This window comes from Nocardia sp. AB354 (genome assembly GCF_049538315.1).
Lineage (GTDB): Bacteria > Actinomycetota > Actinomycetes > Mycobacteriales > Mycobacteriaceae > Nocardia > Nocardia nova.
On the sequence record NZ_JBMVFU010000008.1, the window covers coordinates 217,687 to 232,727 of the forward strand.

At 68.0% G+C, this 15,041-nt stretch carries 16 protein-coding genes; 2 read left to right on the forward strand and 14 right to left on the reverse strand.

Features of this window, described 5'->3' with window-relative positions; translation table 11 throughout:
- Nucleotide 1 precedes the first annotated feature (1 nt).
- The 11 genes from nuoK to ACPCUW_RS14410 all read right to left on the reverse strand — a co-directional run bounded on the left by nuoK (nucleotide 2) and on the right by ACPCUW_RS14410 (nucleotide 11,534).
- Entirely contained in the window at nucleotides 2–301 is a 300-nt protein-coding gene (gene nuoK / locus ACPCUW_RS14360) for an NADH-quinone oxidoreductase subunit NuoK (protein WP_025350204.1), read from the reverse strand.
- A complete protein-coding gene (locus tag ACPCUW_RS14365) occupies nucleotides 298–1,197 on the reverse strand; it encodes an NADH-quinone oxidoreductase subunit J (protein WP_423425284.1) in 900 nt (299 codons plus the stop codon). Before ACPCUW_RS14365 ends, nuoK begins: the two co-directional genes overlap by 4 nt.
- A complete protein-coding gene (gene nuoH, locus ACPCUW_RS14370; protein WP_423425394.1) occupies nucleotides 1,194–3,047 on the reverse strand; it encodes an NADH-quinone oxidoreductase subunit NuoH in 1,854 nt (617 codons plus the stop codon). The genes ACPCUW_RS14365 and nuoH overlap by 4 nt, the downstream gene beginning before the upstream one ends.
- A gap of 1 nt (nucleotide 3,048) precedes the next feature.
- Entirely contained in the window at nucleotides 3,049–5,517 is a 2,469-nt protein-coding gene (locus ACPCUW_RS14375; protein WP_423425286.1) for an NADH-quinone oxidoreductase subunit G, read from the reverse strand.
- On the reverse strand, nucleotides 5,514–6,869 hold the full coding sequence (gene nuoF, locus ACPCUW_RS14380; RefSeq protein ID WP_036523812.1) for an NADH-quinone oxidoreductase subunit NuoF: 1,356 nt from the start codon (nucleotides 6,867–6,869) through the stop codon (nucleotides 5,514–5,516). The genes ACPCUW_RS14375 and nuoF overlap by 4 nt, the downstream gene beginning before the upstream one ends.
- Nucleotides 6,869–7,624: an NADH-quinone oxidoreductase subunit NuoE gene (gene nuoE, locus ACPCUW_RS14385; protein WP_423425289.1), complete on the reverse strand. Its 756-nt coding sequence runs from the start codon at nucleotides 7,622–7,624 to the stop codon at nucleotides 6,869–6,871. Before nuoE ends, nuoF begins: the two co-directional genes overlap by 1 nt.
- Nucleotides 7,621–8,952, reverse strand: coding sequence for an NADH dehydrogenase (quinone) subunit D (nuoD, locus tag ACPCUW_RS14390; RefSeq protein ID WP_030514410.1), 1,332 nt, complete (start codon nucleotides 8,950–8,952; stop codon nucleotides 7,621–7,623). The genes nuoE and nuoD overlap by 4 nt, the downstream gene beginning before the upstream one ends.
- Complete coding sequence (locus ACPCUW_RS14395) at nucleotides 8,952–9,578, reverse strand: NADH-quinone oxidoreductase subunit C (RefSeq protein WP_423425395.1); 627 nt, start codon at nucleotides 9,576–9,578, stop codon at nucleotides 8,952–8,954. Before ACPCUW_RS14395 ends, nuoD begins: the two co-directional genes overlap by 1 nt.
- A gap of 170 nt (nucleotides 9,579–9,748) precedes the next feature.
- Entirely contained in the window at nucleotides 9,749–10,303 is a 555-nt protein-coding gene (locus tag ACPCUW_RS14400) for a NuoB/complex I 20 kDa subunit family protein (RefSeq protein ID WP_063014745.1), read from the reverse strand.
- A 103-nt stretch (nucleotides 10,304–10,406) separates the two neighbouring features.
- Complete coding sequence (locus ACPCUW_RS14405) at nucleotides 10,407–10,787, reverse strand: NADH-quinone oxidoreductase subunit A (RefSeq protein ID WP_030514407.1); 381 nt, start codon at nucleotides 10,785–10,787, stop codon at nucleotides 10,407–10,409.
- Between the two features lie 339 nt (nucleotides 10,788–11,126).
- Entirely contained in the window at nucleotides 11,127–11,534 is a 408-nt protein-coding gene (locus ACPCUW_RS14410) for a hypothetical protein (protein WP_423425292.1), read from the reverse strand.
- Nucleotides 11,535–11,764: 230 nt separating this feature from the next.
- Between ACPCUW_RS14410 and ACPCUW_RS14415 the strand changes: the two genes are divergently transcribed.
- Nucleotides 11,765–12,193 (forward strand): CBS domain-containing protein, encoded by a 429-nt coding sequence (locus tag ACPCUW_RS14415; protein ID WP_423425294.1) that lies wholly within the window; start codon nucleotides 11,765–11,767, stop codon nucleotides 12,191–12,193.
- Nucleotides 12,194–12,283: 90 nt separating this feature from the next.
- Here ACPCUW_RS14415 and ACPCUW_RS14420 read toward each other — a convergent pair whose 3' ends face one another.
- The gene (locus ACPCUW_RS14420; RefSeq protein ID WP_423425295.1) at nucleotides 12,284–12,415 is read right to left on the reverse strand and encodes a hypothetical protein; all 132 of its coding nucleotides are present in this window, start codon (nucleotides 12,413–12,415) and stop codon (nucleotides 12,284–12,286) included.
- A gap of 317 nt (nucleotides 12,416–12,732) precedes the next feature.
- On the opposite strand from ACPCUW_RS14420, the gene ACPCUW_RS14425 reads away from it, so the two are divergent.
- The gene (locus tag ACPCUW_RS14425; protein ID WP_423425296.1) at nucleotides 12,733–13,125 is read left to right on the forward strand and encodes a PASTA domain-containing protein; all 393 of its coding nucleotides are present in this window, start codon (nucleotides 12,733–12,735) and stop codon (nucleotides 13,123–13,125) included.
- A gap of 3 nt (nucleotides 13,126–13,128) precedes the next feature.
- Here the strand turns inward: ACPCUW_RS14425 and ACPCUW_RS14430 are convergent, their stop codons facing one another.
- Together ACPCUW_RS14430 and ACPCUW_RS14435 are read right to left on the reverse strand one after the other, a co-directional pair.
- Nucleotides 13,129–14,112: an aldo/keto reductase gene (locus ACPCUW_RS14430; protein WP_063014749.1), complete on the reverse strand. Its 984-nt coding sequence runs from the start codon at nucleotides 14,110–14,112 to the stop codon at nucleotides 13,129–13,131.
- A gap of 98 nt (nucleotides 14,113–14,210) precedes the next feature.
- A complete protein-coding gene (locus ACPCUW_RS14435) occupies nucleotides 14,211–14,669 on the reverse strand; it encodes a MarR family winged helix-turn-helix transcriptional regulator (protein ID WP_030514401.1) in 459 nt (152 codons plus the stop codon).
- Between the last annotated feature and the right edge of the window lie 372 nt (nucleotides 14,670–15,041).

A 15,041-nucleotide genomic window follows, 5' to 3' on the forward strand; every position in this document is an offset into this window, starting at 1 on the left:
GTCAGTACTTCAACAGGTTGGCGTCGTCGACCGAGGTCGAGCGGCGGGTGCGGAAGATGGTCATGATGATCGCCAGGCCCACGACGACTTCGGCCGCGGCGACGACCATCGTGAAGAACGCGAACACCTGCCCGTCGAGGTTGTGGTGCTGCCGGGCGAAGGTGACGAAGGCGAGATTGACCGCGTTGAGCATCAATTCGATGCACATGAACACCACGATCGCGTTGCGCCGCACCAGCACCCCGGCCGCGCCGATGGTGAACAGCAGGGCGGACAGATACAGGTAGTTGTCCGGATTCACCGCGGAGCCTTCCTCTCGTTGTCGCCGGTCGCATGGGCGCCGTTGCTGTCGCTGCGTCCGTTCTCGCCACCGCCGTTCGATTCACTGCCGTTCGATCCGGTGCCGTTGCCGCCGTTGCCTTCTCCCATACCGATCACCGCGTCCTCGGTGTGGGCGCGGCGGCGGCGATGGCGCAGGATGGTGCTCACCGACAGTTCGGCGAACGAGCCGTCCGGCAGCCGGGCCGGCACGTCGACGGCGTTGTGGCGGGCATAGACACCGGGGGTGGGCAGGGGCGTGATGCGGTGGCCTTCGCGCAGGCGCCGCTGCGATTGTTCGCGCTGCCCGGTGCGCGGACCGAACCGTTCCCGATGCGCGAGGATCATCGCGCCGATGGTGGCGGTGATCAGCAGCGCGCCGGTGAGTTCGAAGGCCCACACGTAACGCACGAAGATCAGCTCGGCCAGCGCGCCGATCGGGTCGGCGCCGAATCCGGGACCGGTGGCCGCGACCGAATCGTCGCGCACGCCCCGGGCGATCGCCCCGATCAGCAGCAGCCCGAATCCGGCACCCACCACGACGACGGCGATGCGGTGCCCGCGCAACGTCTCCCGCAGCGATTCGGCCGAATCGACGCCGACGAGCATCAGGACGAACAGGAACAACATCATGACCGCGCCCGTGTACACCACGATCTGCACGACGCCCAGGAACAAAGCGTCCTGGGCAATGTAGAACACCGACAGGGTGATCATGGTGGCCGCCAGGCACAGCGCGGAGTGCACGGCCTTGCGGGCACACACCATGCCGAGACCACCCGCCACCGCGACCACGGCCAGGACCCAGAACAGCACCGCCTCCCCGGTCGAGGTACGGGTGGCAGCTTCGGCGGCAAGCACATTCGCGGCCGGGGTCATTGCGCACCTCCTTGGGCACCGGTGGCGGCCGGTTCGAGACCGGTGTCCGCGGCGATGGTGCCGGTGGGACGGAGCCCGGTATCGCGGTCGGTGCCGGGGGCGGCGGGGACGGCGCCCAGGTAGTAGTCCTCCTCGGTGGCGCCCGGATAGGCGGCGTGCGGCGGGGCGATCATCCCGTCGCCCAGCGGGGCGAGCAGCCGGTCCTTCTCGTAGATCAGATCGGCGCGATTGTCGTCGGCCATCTCGTATTCGTTGGTCATCGTCAATGCCCGCGTGGGGCACGCCTCGATGCACAGTCCGCAGCCGATGCAGCGCAGATAGTTGATCTGGTAGACGCGGCCGTAGCGCTCGCCGGGGGAGTAGCGCTCGCTGTCGGTGTTGTCGGCGCCCTCGACGTAGATCGCGTCCGCCGGGCAGGCCCACGCGCACAGTTCGCAGCCGATGCACTTCTCCAGGCCGTCGGGATGGCGGTTGAGCTGGTGGCGGCCGTGGTAGCGCGGCGCGGTCGGCACCTTCTCCTCGGGGTAGAACTCGGTGTTCTTCTTCTTGAACATCGTGACGAAGGTGACCCAGAATCCGCCGATGGGTTCCAGCAGACCGGCTTTGGTGGCAGGCGGCGCGGTCTCGGGCATCGGCGGCACCGGGAAGTCCGAGAACTGTTGCGTCCCAGTGGTTTCCGGTGCGATATTGTCACCGGCACGCCCGGCGCGCAGCATCGTCGCCAGCAGGCCCACCGAGATGATCACCCCGGCGATCACGAGGCCCGTGGTCTGCACGTCGTGGCCGTTGTCCTGCACCACCTTCAGCGTCGCCACGATCATCACCCACAGCAGCGACACCGGAATGAGCAACTTCCAGCCGAGATTCATGAACTGGTCGTAGCGCAACCGCGGTAGCGTCCCGCGCAACCAGATGAAGACGAACAGGAACGTCCAGACCTTCAGCGTGAACCACAGCAGCGGCCACCAGCCCGAATTCGCGCCGTCCCACAGGTTCAGCGGGAAGGGTGCGTGCCAGCCGCCGAAGAACAGTGTGGTGGCCAGCGCCGAGACGGTGCCCATGTTGATGTATTCGGCCATCATGAACATCGCGAATTTCAGCGACGAGTATTCGGTGTGGAAACCGCCGACGAGTTCACCCTCGGCTTCGGGGAGATCGAAGGGGGCGCGGTTGGTTTCGCCGACCATCGCCACCGCGTAGATGACGAACGACGGCAGCAGCAGCCATATGTTCCAGGTGCCCCACTGCCGATCCACGATGCCGGAGGTGGACATGGTCCCGGCCAGCAGGAACACCGCCGCGAAACAGGCCGCCATCGCGATCTCGTAGGAAATCACCTGCGCGGTCGACCGCAGACCACCGAGCAGCGGATACGTCGATCCCGACGACCATCCCGCCAGCACGATGCCGTAGACCCCGATCGAGGTCATCGCGAGGATATAGAGCACCCCCACCGGCATATCGGTCAACTGCAGCGGTGTGCGGGTGCCGAAGATCGACACCTCCGGTCCGAGCGGTATCACCGCGAACGCCATCACCGCCGGAATCAACGCGACGATCGGCGCCAGAATGTAGATGGGCTTGTCGACCATCGCCGGGACGATGTCCTCTTTGAGGAGCATCTTCACCCCGTCGGCGATGGATTGCAGCGAACCGCGCGGCCCGACCCGATTGGGTCCGACCCGCATCTGCATCCAGGCCACCACCTTGCGCTCGATCACCACCGCGAGCAGCGGGATGAGCAGCAGGAAGATGAAGATACCGATGGATTTGACCACGACCAGCCACCACGGGTCGTGGCCGAACGCGGACAGATCGGCCGGGGCCGAGACCAGCACAGCCGGTGACATCTCACTCATGGGGGTCCTCCCGTTGGATGCGCACGCGGTGACCGAGGGCGGTGGTGAGCCGGTCGTTGACCGTCGACTCCGCCGAATTCCACGGCAGCCAGGCGACGCGATCGGGCATCTCGGTGATCTCGAGCGGCAGCACGATGCGACCGTGCCCGGTGCTGATCCGCACCGAATCGCCGGTGGCCGAGCCGATTTCGGCGGCGGTGGCCGGCGACAGCCGCAGCACCGCGGGCCGTGCCGTGCCGGCGAGATTCGGTTCACCGTCCTGCATGCGGCCGTTGTCGAGCAGCATGCGCCAGCCGGCGAGGATGGCGGTGCCGGTTTCGGTATCCGGTAGTGCGGCCGACGGATGCGCCGGGGGCTGCGGCCGCGGCCCGTCCCAGACACCCAGGGCGTCCAATTCCGCGCGGGCGGCCTCCACCGTCGGCAAGCCCAGTCGCACACCCATCTCGTCGGCCAGCGAATGCAGCACGCGATGATCGGCCAGCGGAGCAGCCTGCCGCCGCACCGTCGCATCACCGAGAGCGGCGCCGAACGGCCGCGGCCGGCCCTCCCAGGTCAAATATGTTCCCGCCTTCTCCATGGCCGAGGCGACGGGGAACACCACATCGGCCCGCTCGGTGACCTCGCTGTGCCGCAATTCCAGGCTGACCACGAAGGCGGCGGCCTCGAGGGCGGCCCGGGCGGCGCGGGGATCGGGCAGATCGGCGATCTCCACACCGCCGATCAGCAGCGCGCCGGGGTGACGGCCGGCGTCGAGGATCGCGGAGATATCGCGTCCGGGTGCGGCCGGCAGTTCGTCGACCTGCCAGAGTCGCTGAACCTGCCGGCGCGCACGCGCATTGGCGATGGGGCGGCCGCCCGGCAGCAGACCGGGCAGCGCGCCCGCCTCGAGCGCGCCGCGTTCTCCGGCGCGGCGCGGCACCCATGCGACCGTTGCGCCGGTGGTCTCGGCCAGTGCCGCCACCGCCGACAGCGCGCCGGGCAGCGTCGCCAGTCGTTCGCCGGCCAGGATCACCGCGCCGCGGCGGCGCAGCGCGCGGGCGAGTTCGTCGAGTCCCGGCGGATCGGGCGGGCATTCGTATCCGGCGCCCGCCACCGCCAGGGCCTGCAACAGCCGCGCCTCGTCACCGGGCACGGTTGGGATCAACCGGCCCGATAGCCGTCGCAGCCCCCGGCTCGCGTAGGCGGCCAGCGAATAGATCGCGGTCGCCGAGGTGCGGGCGGCCTTGCGCAGCCGCAGATGCAGGATCGGGCATTCCTCTTCGGGTTCGAGTCCGGCGAGCAGGACGACCGGCGCCGAATCCAGCGCCCCGTAGTCCACCCGCACCCCTTGTCCGGCGATCGCCGCGGCCAGGAATTCGGCTTCCTCGGCGGAATGGGCGCGAGCACGGAAATCGATGTCGTTGGTGCCCAGTGCGATACGCGCGAATTTGGCGTACGCGTAGGCGTCCTCGACGGTGGCCCGGCCGCCCACCAGCACTCCGGCGTTCCCGCGGGCGGCGGCCAGTCCCGCACCCGCTCGCGCGAGCGCCTCCGACCACGAGGCCGGAACGAGGACGCCGCTGTCGTCGCGGATCAGGGGAGTGGTGATCCGGTCGGGTTCGGTCGCGTAGGTGAAGGCCCACCGGCCCTTGTCGCAATTCCATTCCTCGTTGACCTGCGGATCATCACCGGCCAAGCGGCGCAGCACTTTTCCGCGGCGGTGGTCGGTGCGCTGGGCGCAACCGGCGGCGCAGTGCTCACACACCGCCGGACTCGAGACCAGGTCGAAGGGGCGAGCGCGGAAGCGGTAGGTGGTGCCGGTGAGGGCGCCGACCGGGCAGATCTGGACGGTGTTGCCGGAGAAGTAGGAGTCCATCGGCTCGCCGTCGGCGATCCCGACCTGCTGCAGTGCGCCGCGGTCCATCAGCTCGATGAACGGATCACCGGCGATCTGCTGTGAGAACCGGGTGCAGCGGGCGCACAGTACGCACCGCTCCCGATCCAGCAGCACCGCGGGTGAGAGCGGAATCGGTTTGGGGTAGGTGCGTTTCACCCCTTCGAAGCGTGATTCGGGCCGGCCGCTGGACATCGCCTGGTTCTGCAGCGGACATTCCCCGCCCTTGTCGCAGACCGGGCAATCCAGCGGATGGTTGATCAGCAGCAGTTCCATCACCCCGGCCTGCGCCTTCTGCGCGGCCGGCGAACTGATCTGGGTGCGGGCGATCATCCCGTCGGTGACGGCCATCGTGCAGGAGGCGACGGGCTTGCGCTGCCCCTCCACCTCGACCAGGCACTGCCGGCACGCCCCGACCGGATCGAGCAGCGGATGATCGCAGAACCGGGGGATCTGGATTCCGACGAGTTCGGCCGCCCGGATGAGCAACGTTCCGGCGGGCACCGCGATCGTCGTGCCGTCGATGGTGACGGTGACCATGTCCTGAGGGATGACGCCACTGCTGTCGTGGCTCACTGTCGCGGTCATCGCACTCCTTCGGCAGGCGTCGCTGCGGTGGCGGTCGCGGCCGTGGCGGCGGCCCAGGCGGTCGAGCGAGCGGGATCGAACGGGCACCGGCCCAGCCGGATGTGCTCGGCGTATTCGTCGCGGAAGTATTCGAGAGAGGACACGATCGGGCTTGCCGCACCGTCGCCGAGCGCGCAGAACGATTTGCCGTTGATGTTGTCGGCGATATCGAGCAGGGTGTCCAGGTCGGCGTCGGTACCGCCGCCGGACTCCAGCCGTTGCAGCAGCTGCACCAGCCAGTAGGTGCCCTCCCGGCAGGGGGTGCATTTTCCGCAGGATTCGTGGGCGTAGAACTCGGTCCAGCGCAGGACCGCGCGGACCACGCAGGTGGTGTCGTCGAAGATCTGCAATGCCTTGGTGCCCAGCATGGATCCGGCCGCGCCCACGTTCTCGTAGTCCAGTGGCACATCGAGGTGTTCGGCGGTGAACAAGGGCGTGGAGGAGCCGCCGGGTGTCCAGAACTTGAGCGTGTGCCCGGCGCGCACACCGCCGGCGTGGCCGAGAAGTTCGCGCAGCGTCACCCCCAGCGGCGCCTCGTACTGGCCCGGCCGGGTGACGTGCCCGGACAGTGAGTACAGGGTGAAGCCGGGCGATTTCTCCGACCCCATCGAACGGAACCATTCGACGCCGTTGTGCAGGATGGCCGGCACACTCGCGATCGACTCCACATTGTTGACCACGGTCGGGCACGCGTACAGCCCGGCGACGGCGGGAAAGGGCGGACGCAGACGAGGCTGGCCGCGGCGGCCCTCGAGCGAATCCAGCAGGGCGGTTTCCTCACCGCAGATGTAGGCGCCGGCCCCGGCGTGCACGATCAGGTCGAGATCGAAGCCCGACCCGAGGATGTTGCGGCCCAGATAGCCTGCGGCGTAAGCCTCTTCGACGGCGGTCTGGAGCCGGCGCAGCACCGGCACGACCTCGCCACGCAGATAGATGAACGCATGGGCGGCGCGGATGGCGTAGGCGGCGATGATGGCGCCCTCGACCAGCACATGCGGCGTCGCCATCATCAGCGGGATGTCCTTGCAGGTGCCGGGTTCGGACTCGTCGGCGTTGACCACCAGGTAGTGCGGCTTACCGGCCGCCGGCGATCCCTCGGGATCCTGCGGGATGAAACCCCACTTCATGCCGGTGGGAAATCCGGCGCCGCCGCGGCCGCGCAGCCCGGCGTCTTTCACCGTGGCGATGACCTCGTCGGGATGCATGCCCAGCGCCCGGGACAGGGCGCGATAGCCGTCGTGTGCCCGGTAGGTGTCGAGGGTCCACGATTGCGGCTGATCCCAGTAGCGGGTGAGTACGGGCGCGAGCGTCATCACCGTTCCCCCTGTTCGCTATCCGAATCACCCTGCGGCGCAGCAGGTGTCGACTGCTCGGCCGCCACGCGCAGACCGGCGAGCGTGGCTTCTCCGGCGGTGCCCTCGTTGGCGTCGGGCCGCCGATCCGGGAATCCGGCGAGGATGCGGGCCGTTTCGCGGAAGCTGCACAACGGTGCGCCGCTGCGCGTGCCGGTGACCTCGCGTCCGGCTCGCAGCGCGTCGGCGAGCGCGCGGGCCGACTCCGGGGTCTGGTTGTCGAAGAATTCCCAGTTCACCATGACGACCGGGGCGTAATCGCAGGCGGCGTTGCACTCCAGATGTTCCAGCGTGATGGACCCGTCCGCGGTCGTTTCCCCGGGGGTGATCTCCAGATGCCGGGTGAGCGCGGCCAGGATCTCGTCGCCGCCCATGACCGCGCACAGCGTATTGGTGCAGACTCCGACGTGATAGTCCCCGGTCGGGGTGCGGCGATACATCGAGTAGAAGGTGGCGACCGCGGTCACTTCGGCGTCGGTGAGCCCGAGTTGTTCGGCGCAGAACGCGATCCCGGTGCCGCTGACATATCCTTCGACGCTCTGCACCAGATGCAACAGCGGCAGCAGCGCCGAGCGCGAGTGCGGATAGCGATCGATGATCTCCCGTGCCTCCGCCCGCAGATTCTCCTGTACCTGCGGCGGGTAGGGGACGGGCCGCTGCGACAACTGCAGCAGGATCGGGTCGCGACCGGTCGCGGGAATCGGTTCGGCTGTCATCGGTCGACACCACCCATCACCGGGTCGATGCTGGCCACCGAGGCGATCACGTCGGCGACCATGCCGCCTTCGCACATCGCCGCCACGGCCTGCAGATTCGTGAACGAGGGATCGCGGAAATGCACGCGGTAGGGCCGGGTTCCGCCGTCGGAGACCATGTGGACGCCGAGTTCGCCGCGCGGGGACTCCACCGATGTGTACACCTGGCCGGGCGGCACCCGCATACCCTCGGTGACGAGCTTGAAATGGTGGATCAGCGCCTCCATCGACGTGCCCATGATGGTGCCGATATGTTCGGCGGAATTGCCGAGGCCGTCGGGCCCCAGCTTCAGATCGGCCGGCCACGCGATCTTCTTGTCCGACACCATGACCGGGCCCGGGCGGAGTTTGTCGAGGCACTGCTCGACGATCTTCAGCGACTCCTTCATCTCCTTGATGCGGATCAGGTAGCGGCCGTAGCAGTCGCATCCGGTGTCGGTCATGACGTCGAACTCGTAGTCCTCGTAGCCGCAGTACGGCTGCGACTTGCGCAGGTCGTGCGGCAGTCCGGTCGAGCGCAGGACCGGGCCCGTCACTCCCAGAGCCATACACGAGGCCAGGTCGAGATATCCGATGCCGCGCGTGCGCGCCTTGAAGATCGGGTTCTCGTTGAGCAGCAACTCCATATCGCGCAGCCGTTTCGGCATGAGCGCCAGCAGATCCCGGATCTTGCCCACCGCGTCGGGCGGCAGATCCTGTGCCAGTCCGCCCGGACGGATGTAGGCGTGGTTCATCCGCAGTCCGGTGACCGTTTCGAAGATGTCGAGGATCAGCTCGCGCTCGCGGAAGCCGAACAGCATCGGCGTCAGCGCGCCGAGTTCCATACCTCCGGTGGCCAGCGCGACCAGATGCGAGGAGATGCGGTTGAGTTCCATCAGCATGACGCGGACGATGTTCACCCGCTCGGGAATATCGTCGGTGATGCCGAGCAGCCGCTCCACGGCCAGGCAGTAGGCCGTCTCGTTGAACAGCGGGGACAGGTAGTCCATCCGGGTCACGAACGTGACGCCCTGCACCCAGTTGCGGAACTCGAGATTCTTCTCGATGCCGGTGTGCAGGTAACCGATTCCGCAGCGCGCCTCGGTGACCGTTTCGCCCTCGATCTCGAGGATCAGCCGCAGCACGCCGTGCGTGGACGGATGCTGTGGCCCCATATTGACGACGATGCGCTCCTCCGCGGCGCCGTCGAGGGCCTCGCGCACATCGTCCCAGTCCTGTCCGACGACCGTGACCGCCGGGCTCTCGGCGACCGGATCCGTTGCGGCGCCGGTGATTTCGGTGTGGTTCATCAGCTGTAGGTCCTCCGCTGGTCCGGCGGCGGAATACGCGCGCCCTTGTACTCGACCGGGATCCCGCCGAGCGGGTAGTCCTTGCGCTGCGGATGTCCACGCCAGTCGTCGGGCATCATGATCCGCGTCAGCGACGGGTGCCCGTCGAAGACGATGCCGAAGAAGTCGTAGGTTTCGCGCTCGTGCCAGTCGGTGGTCGGATACACCGCGAACAGCGAGGGCATATGTGGATCCGAATCCGGTACCGACACCTCGACCCGCACCCGGCGATTGTGCGTGATCGACAGCAGGTGATAGGCGGCGTGCAGTTCGCGTCCCGTGTCGTCCGGATAGTGCACGCCGTTCACGCCGAGGCACAGTTCGAAGCGCAACGCCGCGTCGTCGCGCAGCGCGCGCGCCACCTCCGCCACCCGTTCCCGCCGCACGTGCAGGGTCAGTTCCCCGGCGAAGACCACGATCTTCTCGATCGCGGCGCGAAATACCTCGTCTCCCACCGACTGCGCCAGGGCGGCGACCACCTCGTCGAAATAGGAACCGTAGGGCGCGGGGGTACTGCCGGGCAGCGCGACGGTCCGCACCAGCCGTCCGTACCCGGAGGTGTCACCGGTGCCTCGGACGCCGAACATGCCGCGGCGCACGCCGATGACCTCGTCGTCGGGACGGTCGGGGGAGGGGCCGCGCGATTCGGGTTCGATCGCCGGTTCGCCGGCCGGGCCGGAACCGCCCGCGCCGGAGGAGGATTCGGTGTCCGCGGGGCTGTCGGGCGGATCGCCGGCGCTGCGCGGTGCGTCCAGGCTCATCGCAGCAATCCCTCCATCCGGATCGTGGGGGTGGAGGCGAGCGCGGCGGCCTCGGCCGCGCGCACGGCCTCGGCGCGGTCGACACCCAGCGGCATCTGCTGGATCTTCTCGTGCAGTGTCAAGATGGCGTGCAGCAGCATCTCCGGGCGCGGTGGGCAACCGGGTAGGTAGATATCCACGGGCACAACATGATCGACACCCTGCACGATGGCGTAGTTGTTGAACATGCCGCCGGAGGAGGCGCAGACTCCCATCGCCAGCACCCATTTGGGTTCGGTCATCTGGTCGTAGACCTGGCGCAGCACCGGCGCCATCTTCTGGCTGACCCGGCCGGCGACGATCATCAGGTCCGCCTGCCGGGGGGAGGCGCGGAAGACCTCCATCCCGAAGCGGGCGCTGTCGAAGCGACCGGCTCCCGTGGCCATCATCTCGATCGCGCAGCAGGCCAGCCCGAACGTCGCGGGCCACAGCGAGCCCTTACGCAGGTATCCGGCGAACTGTTCGACCGTGCTCAGCAGGAAGCCGCTGGGCAATTTCTCCTCGAGCCCCATCTCGGATCAACTCTCACTTCCGTGTGCGAATCCTCGGTCCCGGCGGACGCCGGGACGACGGGTTGGGTATGCGGTGCCGACGGGCCGAGCGGCCCGCCCGCGTTCAGTCCCAGCTCAGGCCGCCGCGCCTCCACTCGTAGGCGTAGGCAACCGAGACGTTGAGAATGAACAGCGCCATGGCCGCCAACCCGAAGACGCCGAGGGCATCGAAGTGCACCGCCCACGGATAGAGGAATACGATCTCGATGTCGAAGATGATGAACAGCATCGCGGTGAGGTAGTACTTCACCGGAAAGCGTTGTCCCGCAGCATTTCCCGGCCCGCCGGCGATGGCGTGCGGGGTGGGTTCGATACCGCATTCGTAGGCTTCGAGTTTGGCGCGGTTGTAGCGTTTGGGGCCGATCACGGCCGCCAGCAACACCGATCCCAGCGCGAACGCGGCAGCGATCGCACCGAGCACAAGAGTCGGCACCTGGGTATTCACAACGGCACAACCCCTCTCCCTCGCCGGCAACTGCCGAGGCGGGGCTGACATCGTCGTCTGCCGGGCCAGTCTCACCCCGAAGCGCAGCTCGAGCGCGGGACGACAGGGCAGGCAGGGCGCCATTCATATCAACAGCCACGCTCGTGTGAGCTACAGCACAGCCTACAACTGCTCTTTCTGAATACTCACGGTTCCGCCCCGGTGTTTGATCGAATTCGGAACTGTCACTTATGACCGAAACAGCGCAATGGCCTCCCCGCAGCCGGGCGCGCCGCGACCCTCGGCGCGCACGAAAAACGGTCGGCCGACGAGATTGTCGGCCGACCGGGAAAGCGCTGATCAGGCGGCGGGGCGAGCGTTCAGAGCCGTGGTGACCGCCGAGGTGAGCTGGAACGGGTCCAGCGGATGCGCGACCGCCGCCTCGGCCCGGGACCACGCGGCGAGCCAGGCATCGTCGGCCCTGCCGGTCAGCACCACGATGGGCGGGCAGTCGGCGATTTCGTCCTTGAGCTGTTTGGCCAGCCCCATTCCGCCGGTGGGTGTGGCCTCACCGTCGAGAATCGCCAGGTCGATCCCGCCGGCGTCGAGCTGTTCGATCACCACCGGCGCGGTGGCGGTCTCGCGGTAGTCGAACTGCGGCAGGTCGGGATGCGGATGCTTGCCCAGCGCCAGCATCACCTGGCGACGGGTGTCGGCATCGCTGCTGTAGACGAGAACCCGCAGCGCGGGACGGTTCGCATCGGCCACGCTTGGGATGCTACGTCCATCGGATCGGCCGCGGTGGCAGCTTGGGCGGCGACGGTCCCCGCGCCGGGCGTGGCGCTCGCCGCCCGCTTCACCGCCAGGTTGATCGTGCCGATCGGAATCGTTGCTGGTCACCGCGAAGAAAACGCGCGATCCTTATAACCGGCGGCAGTTCGGTGGCAGAACTGTCCCGGCAGGGCGTAACAACGACAGGCTCGACAGGGCGGTGGACGATGCGAATTTCGGAGGTTTTGCGCAACAAGGGGGCCGATGTGGTGACGATCGCGCCCGAGGCGACGGTCGACAGATTGCTGGCGGTGCTGGCCGAACACAATGTCGGCGCGGTGGTGGTGTGTGGTGGCGGCGGCGCGTTGGACGGGATCGTCTCGGAGCGGGATGTGGTCCGCTGCCTGCACAGACAGGGTGCGCAGCTGTTGACCCGGCCGGTATCCGACATCATGACCGCGATCGTGCACACCTGCTCGCCCGAGGATCGGGTGGAGAGTTTGCGCGCGACGATGACCGAACATCGGATCCGGCATCTGCCGGTCGTCGATCACGGGCGCATGGTCGGGATCGTCAGTATCGGAGACGTGGTCAAGAGCGCGATCTCGGAGTTGCAGGACGAGCGCGAGCACCTCGAGCAATATTTGCAGGGTTGAGTGTCCGGTCCGGATCCGGCCGTACGTGCGGCCGCGACAGCACCGTGCCCGGGCCCACCGGGACGCGGGCACGGTCGGTGCCGGTGACAATCAGGCCAGGCCCCACGCCTGCAGCAGGCTGACGATGTTCGCCGCGATCGACGTGAGGGTGTCGAGCCTCGCCACCGCATCGTGACGGCGGCCGCCGAATCCGTCATTGCCGCACGGTGATTGGATATTCACCGGTTCGTAACCACGAAAGGTTATCTGCGCGCGCCGTTTCGGAGCAGAATTCCCTCGGGCGGTTCGTTCGGAACCACGAGGTCGCCGATGCCGGCATCGGGTGTATCGGGTGGGGTTCGAGACGTGCGCTGTCCCTCGGAGCTCACCGCCCGGCGTCTGCGTTGTGGAGCGTTCCGAACGGCCGCCGACCACGTCGCATATCCGGGCGGTGATCCGGCCGATTCGATCGGTGACCGATCGCGTATTAGGGTGCGTTGCACGCGCGTCCGTTCGCTGGTCGGCGGCGCCGAACACGCCGTTCGATCCGAAGGACATTCATGCGCCGCATCGCATTCGCCGCGTCCCTGCTCGCTGTCGCCTGTACCGTCGGGGCCTGCGGCGGCTCCTCCGGCGACCAGACGAGCGGCGCCACCGCGACATCCGCTGCGGCGCAATCGAGTTCCGTCGCGGCGGCGGCCGGCCAGGACTGCGGCGCGCAACCGTGGCCTCGTCCGCTACCCGACTTCCGCGGGAAGCCACTGGGACAGACCGTGGTCGGTGCGGCGCTGTGCTTCGACGTCACCGGTATCACCACCGCGGACGGACGCGACGTGATGCATGATCCGGGCGCTGCGACGACCCCCTGGACGGTCACCGCACAGCAGCCGGAGGCGGGGACGCCGGTCGCCGCGGACACCTCGGTCACGCTGACGGTCGACGTCCCGCACTGATCGCTACTTGCCGGCGGCGCGGGCCAGGTGCTCGGGATACCGGGCTCCGGCGAAGGCGTCGGCCGGGGCGGCGGCCTCGATCCGCGCCAGATCCTCGGCGCTGAGCTCGATCTCGGTGGCCGCCACATTCTGCTCGAGATAGGTGCGGCGCTTGGTGCCCGGAATCGGGACCACGTCGTCACCGCGGGACTGGACCCAGGCCAGCGCCAATTGCCCTGCGGTCACGCCCTTTTCCTCCGCCATCGCACGCAGTTCGGCGACGACGGCCAGGTTGCGGTCGATGTTGTCGTCGGCGAATCGGGGCAGCGCGCGGCGCAGGTCGTCGGCGGGCAGATCGGCGGTGGAGGTGATCGAGCCGGTGAGGAAGCCGCGCCCGAGCGGGGAGAACGGCACGATTCCGATGCCGAGTTCGCGGCAGGTGGGCAGAACCTCCGCTTCGATACCGCGCGTCCACAGCGACCATTCGCTCTGCAGTGCGGTTACCGGATGTACGGCGTGCGCGCGGCGGATGGTCTGCGCGGAAGCCTCGGAGATGCCGAGGTAGCGGACCTTACCCGCGGTGACCAGCTCCGACAGCGCGCCCCAGGTCTCCTCGACCGGCACATTCGGGTCGACGCGGTGCTGGTAGTACAGGTCGATGTGGTCCACGCCGAGGCGCTTCAGCGATTCGTCGCAGGACTGCGCGACGTAGGCGGCGTCGCCCCGGGCGCCCATGCTCCCGCCCTCGCCCCACACGATGCCGAATTTGGTCGCGAGGACCACCTGGTCGCGCCGACCGGCGATGGCCCGGCCCACCAACTCCTCGTTGGCGCCGGCGCCGTAGACGTTCGCGGTGTCGAGCAGGGTCACCCCGAGGTCGAGGGCGCGATGGATGGTGGCGATCGACTCCTCGTCGTTGTCGCGCACACCGTAGGCCTGGCTCATGCCCATGCAGCCGAGTCCCTGTGCGCCGACGGTCAATTCGCCGAGTTTCCTGGTCGCGATCATGCGAGCGGTCCTCCTGAGGTGCCATCGGATTGGATGGTGAGTCCCTGCGAACTCACGAGGCCGACGCTACGACTTGGAGTGTGCTCCAAGTCAAGCCGTTACCGGGAGCCGTCGTCGTCGAGCCGTGCGACGAGCACGGCCAGTGCGTCGCCGAGCGTGCGGCGCTGCTGCGGATCGATATCGTCGAGGGCGGCGGCGAAGCGCTGGATCCGGGCCGATGTGAGTCCGTTGACCAGTGATTTCGCCTGTTCGGTGACGGTCAGCAACTGAGCTCTGCCGTCGGCCGGGTCGGCGGTGCGTTCGAGGTATCCGTACTTCTCCAGACCCGACACGATGCGCGACATCGTGGGGGCGGTGACGTGTTCGGCGGCGGCCAGATCGCCCAGTCGCATCGGACCGCTGCGCACCAGCGTGCCCAGTGCCGCCGCCGAACCGGGGCTCAGCGAACCCAGGTCGCCGGAGCGCCGCAGGAGCCGGGTGATCCTGCCGAGCGCGAAATACAGATCCGCCGCCTCGGCAAGTTCCTCCGCGCTGCGTGCGCGCTCCTGCTGGATCATGGGCGTTGTCGCTCCTACGCGTGTGCTGGGACCGTCGGCAGCCGCACCGTCGGCGATATCCGATTCAGTAAGTATGCCCTCCCGCTCGATCCCGACGCGTTCGGCCTGCTCATCGACGGCGCCGCGTGTTTCTTCGGCCGACCCGGCCGCGTTCCGCGTGGCGGTTGCGCACTGTTCCCGCGCGACACGCTGCCGGCCGGATCGACGGCGGACGTTCCGGGCCCGGCGTCCCAGGCCTGGAGGGTCGAAAATGCCTCGGGCACAGGGTATCTTGGACTTGAATAATGGGTTAACGGACTCAGGACGGCGATGAACACAGCGGCTAACGAACTCCGCGCGCAACACAGCGCTTCGACCACTCGAAACCCCGAG